This is a genomic window from Pseudoalteromonas sp. MMG033 (assembly GCF_057197785.1).
In genome coordinates this window covers 3,880,488-3,896,409 of record NZ_CM170070.1, presented here as the reverse complement: position 1 = coordinate 3,896,409, position 15,922 = coordinate 3,880,488, and the positions used below count along the sequence as shown (strand labels likewise).

Below are 15,922 nucleotides of genomic sequence, written 5' to 3'. Positions count from 1 at the left end.
TTGTAAATGATTAGCTGTTTTATGTACAAAAAGACCATTTAGGCAGCTTCTAAACAGCAACTTTTATTTCTTCCGCTTTGCTTAGCTTGATATAGCGCTTTGTCAGCCATTTCAATTACCTTATCTATTTGCATTGAATTATTTGGCCACTGGGACACACCGATAGACACCGTCACTCTGATCCCATTAGGCATAGTGTGATTTGATATCAAGGTTCTCAATCTTTCAGCTGTTACCATTGCTTGTGAAAGAGACTGGTTGGGCATAAAAATTAAGAACTCTTCCCCACCTACCCGACAGCAAAAATCATCGGCTCTTGCATTTTGAATCATTAATTTCGCCAGTTCTTTTAGTACTTTATCGCCTGTGCAGTGACCATGACTATCATTGATTGATTTAAAGTGGTCAATATCAATTGCCAGCACGGAAAACCCGACTTTAGATTTAATCGTATTTTCGAGCCAAAGATCCAATGAAAGTCTATTATGTAAAGCGGTAAGCTTGTCAGTCTTTCTATCCGCATCAAGTGCTCTAATCACTTGCCGAACCGCACGGTGACTCTGTAATAAAGCACATTTAAGATTGGCAACCTCATAATACCATGCACTTACTCCTGCACCGGACACGTTCTTATTCTCTACCATTGTTAGTTGCTTTGCCAATACAGTCAGTGGTCTAGCAATTAAAAAACCTACAACGAAAACCCACCCGAGAATCACAATAGTAAAAGGTACGCTGGAGTAAACGACTGACCTATGTGTAAGTGCAAGTTGATTCAAAATTGAAATCAGTGGTCTTTGACTAACCACTCCCCATCCAGTCATTGGAATAGCAGCAAACCCAGCAATCATCTGCTTATCATTACTATTGACCAATTCCATTGCACCTGTTTGGCCGTTTAAAACGCGGTCAATTACGACATTATTAGATACGTGCTCTCCAATTCTATCTGGATCAGGGTGATACAAAATTCGATGCGCTTTATCTACCACGTATGAGTATGAACCATCTGCATAGTGATGCCTTCCAAGCAATCGATTAAGAATCGTATCACCATGGAGATAAATGCCCCCCGCAACAAAGCCAAGATACTGCCCCTGACTATCAAAAAGCGGATAAGTTGGGCTGATCATCAAATTGCCAGCGGGAGATACAAAAGGATCAAGCACGATGGGCTTTTGTAACATTACTTTATCTAGTTGTTGTGAAGAGATTGACTGACCGAGCACCGGCAGATCTGGACGTACAGCTATGATTTGACCAGCAGCACTCACGACAACCAACGAATCAAAGCTATTCGTTTGCGACAACAAACGATCTAATTCAGCATTGACCAGTTTTGTATCACTTATGTTTTCAGCGATATGAAACGCACTGACATTTAACTGACTATTTACTGATTGCAAAAAGAGCTGCGTTACCTCTGCAAGTTTTGTTGCATAGGTTTGATTGGCATGTAAGGTGTCTTTAATAAACGCCTCTTTATGAACTTGATAGCTGGCAATCAGCGTGTTTAATAGCGACAGTACAACACCGCAAGTTGCCAAAGCTAATATGAGTTTTTTTAAATCGATTCGAAGAATGTGTCTTAGCCCGCTTAGTAAATTTCTTTTAGCCATATACAATCATATGTTTTCCCTGCTCTAGCTGTATTTTAAAACCCTAATACAGGTAAAAAATTAACCTAGGTCAAGAAGCAAATCATTAATACAACTTTAATATTAATCCTTTAGTTTGAGTGACTTTATTGTGTAGCAATAGAAACCAAAATCTATTCCTGTTGATAACAGCAACTTAGGTTATCAACAGGAATAAAACGTTCCAAAAGCATGGTTTGTGTTCTATTTTCACTTTATAATATCGACTTAGATTTAGTTTAGGTTTATTTAATGGGTAAAAAGAGAAAATCAAACCCCTTAGTTACACACTTCACCATTGCGGCGGTTGTACTCGCTTTTTTGTGGTTAATAACTGAGGATAAGGATGTATTAGTACTCGGCAATTCTTTGGTATTGGTGTATGTTGTGTACGCACTCGCTTCCAGGTTTGTCGCTACGAAGAAAAAAAGCAAACATTCTTCGAAATAACGAAAAGAAGGAAGCAAACAAAAATAACAAGGAAACTTATGAAACAGCTCTGCGCCATTCCCTTCATGTTTTTAACCGCTTGTACACTTACCAAACCAATTGAGCAATCGACATATCAATTATGTGAACAAACGTTATACCAATATACTGAAATTAGAGATAAAGGCACGACTGATCAATATATTAGTTTATTTACTGAAAACGCAATCTTTAATGTAGAAAGACTGAATATCTCCTTGTCCGGCCATCAAGCACTGGCTTCAAGGTTTGAATCAGCCAGAAAAACAAAGAAATCAATTCACCTTATGACCAGCAGCCGAATCTTTTTAGATGAAGATTCAAACCTTAACGCCAATTCTAACTTCATTCTATACCTAAAAAACAAAAATAATGACAGTGATACAACGGTCATAGCAGGTCGCTATCTTGATAAACTCTCAGTGACAGAGAGCGCCTGTAAATTCAGCCACCGCGAAGTAATCGTTGATAGAATTGACACACTTTAACGACATGTTTTTTTCACATTACTTCTAAAATAGAAATTTTGGGCTACATTCTATTAAGCTATTGGATCGCGCGTTCAACATTAGCTGGAAGCGAGCATGGGTATTAAACAATAATTACAAGGATTTGACTGGTTGGTAGATGCAATAGCAAAACTGTTTTAATAACCTTGTAGGCATTGCTATGAACATGTATAAACCATTCCAAGGATTATGCTTGGGTTTGGCATTATTATCGTTGTCTGGCTGTTTAGATAATGATGATGACGATCCAGTCACTAATCCTACCCCTGTAGATCAAAGTACCAAAGTCACTGTCACCCCATCACTTGGTTTGATAAAAAATGCGGATATCCAATTACTAACATTGGCAAATAAGCAAGCAGTAGAAGGCGCGACAGGCTCAACCGGAGAAGATGGGACGGCAACCATCACTGTACCTAGCGGTACAACTGGCCCCTTCATTGTTGAAGTAAAGCCAACCAGCGAGTCTGAGTATTTCGACGAATCCAAAGGTCAATTCCTGCCGTTGCCATCGACCACAACATTACGTGCAGTGATGGCATCATTACAAGAGCAAGTCGGTGTCACCACCTTAACTGAGATTGCAGCCAACTCGATAATCTCAGCAAATGTGGTCGATGCGGATTCTGTGAATGCAGTCAATGAGCAAATAAAAAATGCGTTAGCGCCTGCACTTGACAACATTTTACAAGCACCGCAACTGGTTTCAGAAAACGTTGCAGGTTCTATTAACAATGACCAAGCAGGCATTTACGCAACAACGCTTGCGGGCCTTGCTAAGCTAGGTGCTACCCAAGACAATCCCGCCATCGCAATTTTAAACAGTTTAAAAGCTGATTTTCTAGATAACGTACTGGATGGAAAAGTAGGCGATCAAGTATTTGAAAACCCAGTTTACAATGCAGACACTTTTGTATCTGATTTATCAAACCAAATTAGCACATATGCCAATAGCTTCGGCGTAGAAGCGCTCTCAGCAGACGTAAATGGTATATTCTCTCTAAATAGCATCAAGAAAACATTAGAAGGCCTTGAGGAAATATTAAAAGACCTGAACTTAGATGATATTTCATTGGATTTTATACCTGGAGGTCTCATTCCAGGTGGCGATGATGATGACGATAACGACGATCAAGGTAACGATGATGTAGTTCCTACTTTGACCATTACAGGAACCTCTACTACTGCAGGCGTTTCCGTTAATTTGCCTGAAATTAAACTTGAGAATGTACCAGCGCCAAATCCTGAAGATTTGGATGCAATAGAGAAACAAATCAAAACTCAAATTGAGTCCCAAGGCATTACAGTTTCAGACTTTTCATTCAAACTCGTTAGTTCAGATGAAAGCAAGCTGGTAGTCAGTGTTCAATACACTCTTTCTACTCAAGGCGTCACTTCAACATCAGATCTCACTTACACTTGGACACCTGGTTATTCAGGCGATGATGACTCTGATGACAGCAGTGACATGTTACCTGATGCACTGAAAGGAAAATCCTTCACACTTACCTTTGCAATGAGCGCTAGTGGTGCGTCATATAACGATGGTCAAGTTGTACAATTTACTTTCTCAAGCTCTGGAGCTCTATTTATTGACCCTAACCCTGAAGCGAATGACGGCTCAGAAATTCAAATCAATGAATTTGAAAAAGTCGGGGCTGAATTTATTTATAAAGACGAGCAAAATGGCTTTAAATACGCAGTATCAGTATTAAATGAGAAGTTTCATGAAGTGAATTTAAGTACGCTTGAAAATGCTTTCTTGGGCCAATTCACAGAGAAATCAACAGACGGTCAAATAGAAAACCTTGAGCTAATTACTGGGTTTGCAAATACTTATTCAGTGACTGGAACTGGACATAGCCGAGGTACTGTCGTTATTGAATCTAATGGTACAATTGATTTTGATACGAGTGTGAGTTACGACTCATCGATGATAGTTGCTATTTTTGACAGACGCAGAGGGACTGATGGCACAGTTTTAGATGAGCCGAGAATTCAAGTAAATTACGGTGCCGATGATGATGGTCCTGTCATTATGCTTTTCCTTAATGAAGATTTAGAGTCTATCAAAATGATCAGATACCGTCATATTAATGAAGATATGCAAGTTGACGTGACGGTCGTTACACCAACCGGTGGTTCAAGAGATTAGAACGCCTAGTACCTACCTGATGAACTAAGTGCTTAGAAGTCTTATGTTCATCAGGCACTCTCTTTGCTGAACTAAGTAATAAGATTGGAACTTACTGGCTTTCAAGCCTCACCCCCCTCTACTATCGATGCGCCATTCCCGCCAACATACAAACTCTTTTGCTTCTTTGTTGCCTCGCAAAAACACCAAAGGAAATAGGAGAGAAGAAATAGTACGAATACATAAATGAAATTTTACATTTCTCAATTTGCCTATAAAGATTTATGCACCATAAAAATTAGACAGCAATGAATACCTATAAGTTAAGTTACTGTAATAAATCATAAAATTAAATAGAAAGTGGATGTTGTGATACTTTATTACACTCAACAACACTCTTTTGTCAAGACGCGAAAGTGTCAATTGTCTGAAATATATTTGCGGTGAAAAATCTATTTCTGTGATACATTCGTATATTGAAAAAACACTCTGGGTTTGATGACATGAAGTGGGTAGATTCCATTTTCGGTGCAGAATCTAAACACAGGCTTTAGTGTGGTTTTGGCCACTTCAAGTCATGATAAATTGTAAACTTTTCCGCGGTTAGTGCTTTTGCATTGGCCGCCAAATATTTTGGTGTCGAGTATTATTTATGTCGTATTCTACGTTTAACAGAAAACATAATGACCAACTAAAAGAGCCAATGTTCTTTGGCCAATCTGTTAATGTATCTCGCTATGATCAGCAGAAGTATCCAATTTTTGAGAAGCTAATTGAAAAGCAACTTTCGTTCTTTTGGCGTCCAGAAGAAGTCGATGTAAGTAAAGACAGGTTAGACTTTCAGGCATTGCCTGAACATGAAAAGCACATCTTTTTAAGTAACTTAAAGTACCAAACGCTGTTAGACAGCGTTCAAGGCCGCTCACCTAATGTTGCATTATTACCAATAGTTTCAATTCCTGAATTGGAAACATGGATCGAAACATGGGCGTTCAGCGAAACGATCCACAGTCGCTCGTACACACATATCATTAGAAACGTGACTAAACAGCCAGAAGTTATTTTTGATGACATCGTAGAAAATGAAAAGATCAGCGAACGTGCTGATTCAGTTACTAAATACTACGATGAGTTAATCGAGAAAGTATCTATCTATAACATGTATGGCGAAGGCAAGCATCAAATCAACGGTGAAACAGTTCACATTAACTTGTTTGAACTTAAAAAATTGCTTTACCTTTGCATCATGTCGGTCAATATTCTTGAAGCCATTCGCTTCTACGTCAGTTTTGCTTGTTCTTTTGCATTTGCTGAACGTGAGCTTATGGAAGGTAATGCAAAAATCATCAAGCTAATCGCTCGTGATGAAGCACTTCACTTGTCTGGTACTCAGCATATTCTGAATATCATGCAAGAAGGCAAAGACGACCCTGAAATGTCAATCGTTGCGGCTCAATGTGAGCAAGAAGCGATTAGGATGTTTGTCGAAGCTGCAGAGCAAGAAAAAGAATGGGCAGAGTATTTGTTCAAAGACGGTTCAATGATCGGCTTAAACAAAGACATCTTATGTCAGTACGTTGAGTACATCACAAACGTACGTATGACTGCTGTCGGTCTACCTGCTCAGTTTGAGAGCAAGAGTAACCCTATCCCTTGGATCAATGCATGGTTAGTATCTGATAACGTTCAGGTTGCGCCACAAGAAGCAGAGATCAGTTCATATCTAGTAGGTCAAATCGATGCTGAAGTCAGTGCTTCAGATTTTGGTGATTTCGACCTGTAATGGAAGAAAGGCCAGAACTGAAGATTTCAATTGAAGACCATGATGAGCCGCTTAAATTTGCGGCTCAGTCACCTTCTCTACTATGCACTCTAGAACAAAACAATATCGATATTCCTTATCAATGCCGTGAAGGTTATTGCGGTGCGTGCCGAGCCAAGCTTGTTGAAGGCCAGGTTACTTACAATCAGGAACCATTGGCATTTGTAAGGGATGGAGAGGTTTTACTGTGTTGCTCGAAGCCAATTACAGATGTTGTCATAAAGCTAACTTAATCGAACAACATCACTTTGAAAATAATCGTCGCCATTGCTGATACTGATGGCGCCGTCTTCAATAATTACATCCCAATGCAAGCTACGTGTCAGTGCATCCACCAGCTCATCAACAAAACGCGATTCAATCGCAAAAATCTTTAGGTTGTGAAAAGCAACTAGATGAGGCTTTAACTCGTCGAACCATTCCTCGTTATGGGTATTAAAAATAATGAGTTTACTGTAAAGACGCGCGTACTTCTGAAGTTCACTCAAATCTGGATTTGCAACAAAAAGTGCGTTTTCTATTTCGCCATTTTCGAGCTCGTGCCAAACATCAGGGTGGTGCTTTTCTCTGCTATTTAACCAACGAACCTCATTTTTATATGACAAAGCACAGTAAGCGATCAGCTTTAGTACAAAATGCTGCAACGTCTCTGCCTTTTGAAGCGCAGCTGTAAAAGTCTCAAGATGATTAGCTTGATGAAATAAATCAGCAATTTTCAATCTTACTTTGAAGACAAATGGCCCTGTCATCGTTGCGCCCTATAAACGTTTTATTATTTTAAATATAGGAACAGACAATCATAATTCAAATATAAAGTTATAGTATAACATCATTGTTTTATATGTTTTGCAGTGTTATATTATTACACGTTCACAATCACATACAGAAAAGAAGTACAATGTTTAAACAATCTTTGATTTCTCTGAGTGTCAGCGCAGTAATGCTGTCAACATCAGCGTTGGCTGGTGAGTTAAGCGGTAAAGTAGTTGATAACAACAATCTCCCTATTAGCAACGCGAATGTTCACCTACACGGTAAGTCTCATACCATTAAAACAGATGACAATGGTAACTTTACTATTGCAGTAGACGCAGCGTCTGAGCTTCACGTTTCCAAAAACAACTTTATCGATCAACGTTTAGACGTAAACCCTGATTCTCCTTTTGTTACTGTTACACTGACACCAAGCTCTATTGAAAGCATCGTTGTATATGCTTCAGCGCTTCATAAAAGTAACATGGAGATGGCATCACCTGTAACAGTATTAAGCGGTGATAAATTAAAGAATTCAGCAAAACCAACTCTTGGTGAGACATTAAAAGACCTACCTGGTATCAATGCAAGCTACTTTGGTCCTGTATCATCAAGCCCAATCATCCGTGGCTTAGATGGCCCTCGTGTAAAAATCACACAAAATGGGTTGGACAGCAGTGATGCCTCTCGCATCGGCCCTGACCACGCAAATACTAACGACGCATTAAGCGCAGAACAAATCGAAGTACTTCGTGGCCCAGCTACCCTACTGTACGGATCTGGTGCAATCGGCGGTGTTGTAAACGTTGTTGATAACCGTATTCCAACAGATGTTGTTGAAGCGCCTCAAGGTGCTGTTGATTACAGCCATGATACAAATTCAAATACCAATACAGTCGCTGCACTATTCGAAGCCGGCCATAACGGCTTCAACTTCCACTTTGATGGCGTTAAGCGCAAAGGCGGTGACTATGAAACTCCTAGCTTTAAGTTACCTGGTGATCATGATGAACACCACGAAGATGAGCATGATGAACACCACGAAGATGAGCATGATCACGACCATGAAGAACATGGCCATGACGAGCATGAAGGTGAAGAGCACGCAGCTGAATACGCAGAAAAAGTAGATAATACGTTTATCGACTCTGAAGTATTTAACATTGGTACAAGCTATGTCACTGACCATATGACTGTAGGCTTCTCGTACGGTAGCATCGAGACAGATTATGGTATCCCTGCACACAGTCATGACCACGGACATGACCATAACCATGATCACGGGCACGACCACGATGAGCATGAGCATGAGCATGAGCATGATGAACATGGCCACGACGAGCACGGTCATGATGAGCACGGTCATGATGAGCATGACCACGACGACCATGGTGATGAAGATGCACACGGTCACGACCAAGAAAACCACAATGTGTTTGCACGCGTAAAACAAGATCGTTGGCAAGCATTGTTCAACTATGCCCTTCATAACAACTGGCTTGAGTCAATCCAAGTACGCGCTGGTTACACTGATTATGAACATGCTGAAATTGAAGCTGGCATGGTTGGCACAGTATTCAAAAATGAAACTACTGAGCTAAGAACCAATTTCGAACACCGTATCGGTGAGTGGCATGGCATTTTTGGTTACCACTACTCTGACAGTGACTATGAAGCAGAGGGCGCTGAAGCATTTACGCCAGCGACTAATACAACGACACATGCGTTTTACGTATTAGAAGAGCGTGAGTTTGGCGACTTTACTTTAGAGTTAGGTGCGCGTGTTGAAAACTATGAACTAACTAGCCGCATCACTGAAACGCATATTGGCCATGAAGATGATCATGACGAGCATGGTCACGAAGAACACAACCATGACCATGACCATGGGCACGAAGAAACTTTAGTAAAAACCACTCAAATTACTGACTACAAACTTGATATGACCAACGTTAGTGCGTCAGTTGGTGGTGTTTATACTTATGCGCCAGGTCACAATGTCGCTGTAAGTTTATCGCGCTCAGAGCGTGCCCCGTTAACTGCTGAGCTGTTGTCTAACGGCTTGCATATCGCAACAAGCACTTATGAGTTAGGTCTTGGTTATCACATCGAAGGCACTGAAATTCATTTTGAACCAACAGATATCGAAAAAGAAACTGCGACTAACTTAGACATTAGTTTCCGTCGCTTCATCGGTGACTTCGGTTACACTGTGAACTTCTTCTATAATGATATTGCAGATTTCTACTATCAAGAAAAAACGAACTACTTCTTCACATCTGAACACGGATTAGAAGTTGCAGATCATGAGCATGAAGGTGCACGTGATGTTTATCAGTTCGTTAGTCAAGATGCAGAACTATACGGTTTAGAATTCGACGTTCATTACCAAATTAACGACGTCAATCGCGTTAAAATCTTTGGTGACCACCTACGCGCTAAGCTAGACAATAGCCAAAACCTACCGCGTATTCCTAGCAACAAGCTTGGTATCAACTACGGATATGAAAAAGGTCCTTTCTCAGCGGATATGACAATTACCCGTTACCTAGAGCAAGACGAAATCACATCGTATGAGACAGTGACCAAGGGCTACACACTTGTAGATGCAAGCATGAGCTACGACTTTGCAGTTCAAGGTATCGATATGATTGGTTATCTAAATTTAGAAAACTTGACGGACGAACTAGGCTTTGTGCATAGCTCATTCATCAAGGATCAGGCACCTCTACCTGGGCGCAATGTTAAGCTTGGGGTCAGAGCTTACTTCTAACCAGTTCCTTTCTTTTATAGAGACCCAAAATGCTGTCCTTCGGGGCAGCATTTTTATTTTAAACGCTTTCCTTGTCTTTTGACTCTTCGTTCTTCTTTTCATAAACCTGTGCTATCTTGCCCATACCAGCAGTCGGTGTAAGTGAAGGTAATGTAAGTCAGTTATTTGTTGGGTCCATGATGTCAATTTGGGACATTGTTTTACAAGATTGGCTACAAAAAATTGATAGGAACTTAGATGATGTTCAACTTCATATTCAAAATTACTCTCCTTTGGAATTAAGAAAGCAGCTGCTAGCAAGGTTAATAGACATCGCATTCATATTCGAACCCCCTTACATTGAAGAAATCGTGACGGAAAAAGTCAGTACAGTACCGTTACAACTAGTATCAACCCAGCAAAATTTAGAGGTAGACCAAATCAAAAGCATAATCCAAGTTGATTATGGCGAGGCTGTGAATAGTCAATTTGTCCGTGATTTTTGCGACAACACGGCGATTAAACACACCATGAGTCAGCCAAGAATCGCGTTAAACTTCATCACCGAAGCGGGTGGTACGGCTTACCTACCAAAACAAATGTGCTTTGACTTGATACGCAAGAAAAAACTTTTTTTGGTCGAAAAATCCCCTACTTATACTAGAGAAATTTTTGCTATGTACTTGGCAAAAAGTAACAAGACAGAACTTATCAAAGACTCTTTGATGCTTTTTCCATATTTACGAAATTTACCTCTATCATGGTGATAAATTTTATTTATCATACAAACTTATCATATAAATTTACTTTTCAAAAAAGATAAAAATTTAATTAGAGATCGAATTAAAAAGAACATAAAAAAATGAAAAAAGTAGGACTTAAAAGCGAAAATAACGATAGGATTTGAAAATTATCTCTATATTTGCCATGATAAAAGGCAATAAAACATTAGAGCTCTAATTAAAAGACTCAATGAAGTTAGTTCAGGTAAAATGAGAAAAAATTCGATGGATGTAGATAGCATATTGGAATTTAATACAGTTAACAGACTCACGTCCGCCAACTTGATCAATTCCAGTCTAAAAGAACACACTATAGACTCAATTGAGCAAGAAACGCATAAACACTGTAATACTAAAATTAGCTATATCATCAACGAATCTCAGTTTGGCCTGTTTTCAAATAAAGATTATCAAATAGAAGCAGCCGTCCCTAGCTATTGCGGTTCACATGATGCTTTGTACATCGCAAAATACTTTGACACAACAAGAGCACAAGAAGTGGGTAAGTTAGAGCACGATTCTGTTTTGGATGTGATTACATCAGCGCCCAATGAACATGATGTGATACCGTCGGGTTTGTCTATGATTCGACTTGCTCAACACAATGATGCAATGGATATCGCTAAATTACAATTTAGTACCAACTGCCATTATACAGCCTTTAATCAAGGCGAACGGGCGATTATTGACGATATGCAACAAGGCAATGATTATCTTGTATTTGAATTTTTAGATAATATAGTCGCGTACGTGAGGGTTACATATCTTTCTCATGGCAATGTCGCCAATATTTCAAACATAGTCATTGCTGATCATCTCGATACGTTAGATGTAAAAAGAGACCTAATCACGCTCACAAAGTCACATTTAAAATCCTTAGGTATCGTTTTGCTTCAGTCAAATTGTTTATCTGACAATTACGACAAAAACAAAATACTCCATCAGGCCGGGTTCAATTTCTCAGGCCGGCTAATAAACCAAAGATATCAGCATGGTGAGCTACTATCTGTCAATGTTTGGTCAACACCGCTTACCTAAGCCCGGGCTCATAATTGAGACTTATGAAGTTCGGGAGAATCAATGGGCTAACCATGTAGCATTAGCACATTATTAGCTCATTGATTGAATTTGGATCACTCACCCGATTTATTGGTAACAACAAGCCATATAGCGTGGATCATTCCTGGTAGGCCACCAAGTAGAGTCAACACAATATTGATAAAAAAGTGCAGACTGAAGCCGACTTGCAAAAATGCACCAATAGGCGGAAGGAAAATTGCAAAAATTAAGTTTAAGATACTTACATTACTTGAGCTCATATTCACTCTCTATCTTTTGTATACCAAAAAAATGCTAGATCAAACTAGCTGTGCGGACTTCTTTGAATATATTCTAGTAACTGATTGCCTTTATTGGCCCATTAGACCTAAAGAACAGTACAAAAATGAGTTGCAGACAGCTACGATTTAAAGATAGCTCATAAACACAAAACCGTTAAACTACATAACCATAAAAATTACGTTTAATAAACATTTATCAATACCAAAATACTGGTTTTTAATTCAATCCCCATATCGTGTGGCTTTTCTATCTGAGCACTCTAATAGCCAAATTAAACCTGCATTTATAGTACTAATAAGGACAAAAGCTAAAATCTGGTGCTAACAAAGGTGAATAACACCAGATGTTTACAGCGCTCTTAATTAAGAGACTGAATACGCTCACTTCAAACAATGCACTTGAAATTACATCCTAATATCACAAGTACCGCAAATTAGAGGGTAATCCTGTGGATCCGTTGCTATTGTTTCAACATTTAAAAAGTCCACTAGCACTGACTCTGCAGTACAAAAAGCACCTTCAATCCATGCTTGATCATTTGAAAACGCGGAGCCAATGATAAACACATTCGGCGATTTATCCATACCTGCCAGCAATTCCGGTGTACGTATATCTTGCATGACATTGCAAATATTATAGTGCGATGCCCAAGCATGATAGCCAGCGCCAAATGGGTTATGCCCCCAGTCCATAAAAGTGGTTTCTAATGGTTTAGGGATCACTTTTGGATCTACATGGTCATTACCATAATGCAATCTAGCTAGTTGTAACCTAAGCATTTTTTGCATTGCATTAGTCGCTTTTTTAGCACCTATGAGTGGCTGAATATCTGTGCTAGGTGCAACCGTATGCTGCTTATCGATTGACCACTCCAACTCACGCCAGAAATTCGTGAAACGCATATCATCATATGATGCCAAAATACCATATACAGGCTTCGCACTTTGATCGGCTGCGTTATTACCAAAATAGTAAACCTGTCTAATCGGTAAATCAGTGATTGTCGGCCCATATGTTTGCGTTTGCGTGTTAATTTTAGGCTTAAATGGCAGTGCATTATCTTCCCACCAGGGTTTATCAAAAAACATCGCAGCTTTAAAGGAAGGTTGCTCAATGACAGACTCTAAGTAATTAGCCACATTGGTTTGATTTAAAAAGTTAACTCGATCACACTCTTCTGGCAAGTACCTAGTGGCAGCAGCAACCGCCTTGATAGCATGAGGCGGCATTGCCAAAAATGCATAATCAGTTTCTTTTACATCACCATCGGGCACATCTGGTTGACACGCAGTAGCAGTATAATACTGTGTTTTACCAGACGTGTTCCAGATCGAATGTAATCGAGTAGATTTCGTTATTTTGAAATCAACGCCTTTACTTTCTGCAAGAGCAGAGCACATTTTGTATAAACGTACAAACAGAGATGACATGCCTGTTTTCAAGGTTTTGAATTTACCGCCGGGTGCAAACTCGCCGTTATAAACAGCCGCATCCGCAGCATTCCAATTTATCACATTAGAGCTGTAGCCATTGGCATCAGCAGCATATTGATACCCTTCGTTATATGCTTGGTCATACAAAATATTCCAGTAACCAATATTGCTTACTAAATCGCCTGGCTTGTACACATATGACTCAAACCCATCGGGTAGCTCTCCTGATGCGTAAAACTCACACTGCTGGACTCTATTTGTCGCCTTTTTAGTTACAATTGAATTTGATACACTCCCGATTAAATCATCTGCTGGTGCAGCATTTGCAGGTACACTGACCGTTTCAACTACATTAAACTGATTACCAACTTTGACGTCAGCCTTTATATCAACACATGTATTGGTATCATATGGAGCTCTGTTATAGAAGTTGATTTCACTTTGGTACATGTGCTGACCACGTACAAATAAAAGCGGATCATCAGTCGTATTAAAAGGGGCTTTTTGACAGTCAAGACCCAGTTTGCGAATAGTCGTCGTTACAAGCTGATGCCCTTCTTTGTTTTTGTCATCCCACTCGATAAAACGCATTCCGCCAACTTCGATATAAGATTGCGTGCTGTCATTTTTATAGTGATGAGTACAGATACGGCCTGCAGGTAAACGCGTTCCTTCTCCATTTTGTGCATAATCGTAATCTCCCCACTCAACTATTTCGAGTTGCTCACCTTTTGTTACTTTACCGCTATCCAATAAACGCCAAGCTGTATATAAACCTGATGGCCCACCACCAAAAATTGTGTACTTTTTCATTATTTTAATTCCTTTTTTGCAGAGACCGCCTCACAAGTTGTTTGCCAGTCAATTGCGAAATGATTGCGGGATATATTAAACACCCGTTCGCCTTCACTATACTTAAATCTCTCGAGATCAGGGTTTTGCAGCATTTTGATGATCATATCTCCCATAATTGGGATAAACTTCCCTGCCCAACCGGCTGTGTATGTCACTATATTCTTAGAGTTTGGCTGCTCTTCAGGTAAGTAATCCAAGAAAAACTCAGGTTGCTCTTCAACGTCAGGGGCATTACACAGTGCAATTAGACAAGTAGAAGTGTGCTGAGGTGTTGGGTCAAGACCTGGCATAAACTGCTCTACCCACGAGGAAGCAATATCTAAAGACTTCTCTGAGGGTGCCAGTCGACGTTCACTGGGATCGTAAATAATTTTATAATCAGGAAAATCAGTTGCGACTCTCACATATCCTGGATTCGCCCAATTTAACTCAGGGAAACCATAAAGGAGTGAATTGGTTGCGCTCTCTTCTTGCTCTGGATGATCTTTTGGTTTTGATTGAAATGCAAACCAGGAAGGAAAATGAGCATGCTCATCGATTTTTTTAAAATAAGCAGACGCCATCTGCCAAATTAAAATCGGCACTGACAAGCCCAAAGTGCTCACCGTGTCGTTCACATAAGCACCTGTCGTAATAGCGAGCTTTGCCCCTTGATAAAAAGACAAGGTTTCTGGGCCTTGTCCACTGCGTTGAGTGAAGACTTTTATACAGCTCTGTTCACTGTTATCTATATTGACAACACTTTCCCACTCTTTAAATGTAACCTTACCTGTTGCAAGCGCTGCGTTATAAAGTACCTGCTCTGTTTCTTTCACATTGATGGTGCCACCGTCTTTTTGAAAAAAACCATAGTATTCAGTTGGTAACTTTTTAAAACTGGCCTTCTTTTCGATAGCTTTTGCATCTTCCAAAGATTCATATGGAATACCAAGGGTATCCATTGTGTCTTTGGCCTTATCAATCCCGCCCTCTTGAGTGCCAGAAATATTCTGACCAAACCATAAACTCCCTTGTTTCCCAACTAAAGGCACACTTGTTGAGCGCTGTAAATCATGCCAAAACGGCTGCGATGACAAGCAAAGTTGCGACATATAATCTTGTTCATATTGCAACCGGAACTGTCTTGAATACCCAGCTGAGCTTCCAAGGTTATTAAAGTAACTAAACTTTTCAATTACCAGAGTTTTAAGGCCCTGTTTTGCGCCATGATAAGCAGTAGATAGGCCAATTGGACCGCCACCTATTACGATGAGGTCATATTTTGTATTTGTGTTCATTAAGCACTCCTTTTTAGATTTTCACTCTAAATTAGAATGCGCCTGTTATGTATTACAAACCCTTACATGATACAGAATTTGTTGTATTTATAAGTCGAGGAATAGGAGTTCTTATATTAATTTAAGGGGATACGATTCATTAAATCAAAGAATTGAAAG

12 protein-coding genes are annotated in these 15,922 nt (G+C 39.7%); 7 read left to right on the top strand and 5 right to left on the bottom strand.

Translation table 11 applies throughout. The features are described 5' to 3' along the window. Positions 1-38: 38 nt before the first annotated feature. On the bottom strand, positions 39-1,619 hold the full coding sequence (locus tag AC2CZC_RS16915) for a sensor domain-containing diguanylate cyclase (RefSeq protein ID WP_484582689.1): 1,581 nt from the start codon (positions 1,617-1,619) through the stop codon (positions 39-41). Between the two features lie 506 nt (positions 1,620-2,125). On the opposite strand from AC2CZC_RS16915, the gene AC2CZC_RS16910 reads away from it, so the two are divergent. From AC2CZC_RS16910 to yfaE, 4 genes are all read left to right on the top strand, one after another. Next, positions 2,126-2,593 (top strand): nuclear transport factor 2 family protein, encoded by a 468-nt coding sequence (locus AC2CZC_RS16910; protein WP_484582688.1) that lies wholly within the window; start codon positions 2,126-2,128, stop codon positions 2,591-2,593. 181 nt (positions 2,594-2,774) lie between these two features. Further along, the gene (locus AC2CZC_RS16905; RefSeq protein WP_484582687.1) at positions 2,775-4,769 is read left to right on the top strand and encodes a hypothetical protein; all 1,995 of its coding nucleotides are present in this window, start codon (positions 2,775-2,777) and stop codon (positions 4,767-4,769) included. Between the two features lie 631 nt (positions 4,770-5,400). After that, positions 5,401-6,531 (top strand): class Ia ribonucleoside-diphosphate reductase subunit beta, encoded by a 1,131-nt coding sequence (gene nrdB, locus AC2CZC_RS16900; protein ID WP_484582686.1) that lies wholly within the window; start codon positions 5,401-5,403, stop codon positions 6,529-6,531. Beyond that, entirely contained in the window at positions 6,531-6,803 is a 273-nt protein-coding gene (gene yfaE / locus AC2CZC_RS16895) for a class I ribonucleotide reductase maintenance protein YfaE (RefSeq protein ID WP_063360048.1), read from the top strand. The genes nrdB and yfaE overlap by 1 nt, the downstream gene beginning before the upstream one ends. On the opposite strand, the gene AC2CZC_RS16890 is transcribed toward yfaE, so the two are convergent. Continuing rightward, positions 6,795-7,319, bottom strand: a complete 525-nt coding sequence (locus AC2CZC_RS16890) for a YaeQ family protein (RefSeq protein WP_484582685.1) — start codon at positions 7,317-7,319, stop codon at positions 6,795-6,797. The genes yfaE and AC2CZC_RS16890 overlap by 9 nt on opposite strands. A 149-nt stretch (positions 7,320-7,468) precedes the next feature. Here AC2CZC_RS16890 and AC2CZC_RS16885 point away from each other — a divergent pair, with 149 nt between their 5' ends. From AC2CZC_RS16885 to AC2CZC_RS16875, 3 genes are all read left to right on the top strand, one after another. Further along, positions 7,469-10,096 carry a TonB-dependent receptor gene (locus AC2CZC_RS16885; RefSeq protein ID WP_484582684.1) on the top strand — a complete coding sequence of 876 codons (2,628 nt, stop codon included), beginning with the start codon at positions 7,469-7,471 and terminating at the stop codon, positions 10,094-10,096. A 116-nt stretch (positions 10,097-10,212) separates the two neighbouring features. Continuing rightward, positions 10,213-10,842, top strand: a complete 630-nt coding sequence (locus AC2CZC_RS16880) for a LysR substrate-binding domain-containing protein (RefSeq protein ID WP_484582683.1) — start codon at positions 10,213-10,215, stop codon at positions 10,840-10,842. A gap of 225 nt (positions 10,843-11,067) precedes the next feature. Beyond that, positions 11,068-11,895: a hypothetical protein gene (locus AC2CZC_RS16875; protein ID WP_484582682.1), complete on the top strand. Its 828-nt coding sequence runs from the start codon at positions 11,068-11,070 to the stop codon at positions 11,893-11,895. 95 nt (positions 11,896-11,990) lie between these two features. Here AC2CZC_RS16875 and AC2CZC_RS16870 read toward each other — a convergent pair whose 3' ends face one another. The 3 genes from AC2CZC_RS16870 to AC2CZC_RS16860 all read right to left on the bottom strand — a co-directional run bounded on the left by AC2CZC_RS16870 (position 11,991) and on the right by AC2CZC_RS16860 (position 15,763). Beyond that, positions 11,991-12,176, bottom strand: a complete 186-nt coding sequence (locus AC2CZC_RS16870; RefSeq protein ID WP_063360053.1) for a YqaE/Pmp3 family membrane protein — start codon at positions 12,174-12,176, stop codon at positions 11,991-11,993. A gap of 426 nt (positions 12,177-12,602) precedes the next feature. Then, positions 12,603-14,444: a flavin monoamine oxidase family protein gene (locus tag AC2CZC_RS16865; protein ID WP_063360054.1), complete on the bottom strand. Its 1,842-nt coding sequence runs from the start codon at positions 14,442-14,444 to the stop codon at positions 12,603-12,605. After that, a complete protein-coding gene (locus AC2CZC_RS16860) occupies positions 14,444-15,763 on the bottom strand; it encodes an FAD-dependent oxidoreductase (RefSeq protein WP_063360055.1) in 1,320 nt (439 codons plus the stop codon). The genes AC2CZC_RS16865 and AC2CZC_RS16860 overlap by 1 nt, the downstream gene beginning before the upstream one ends. Positions 15,764-15,922: the final 159 nt, after the last annotated feature.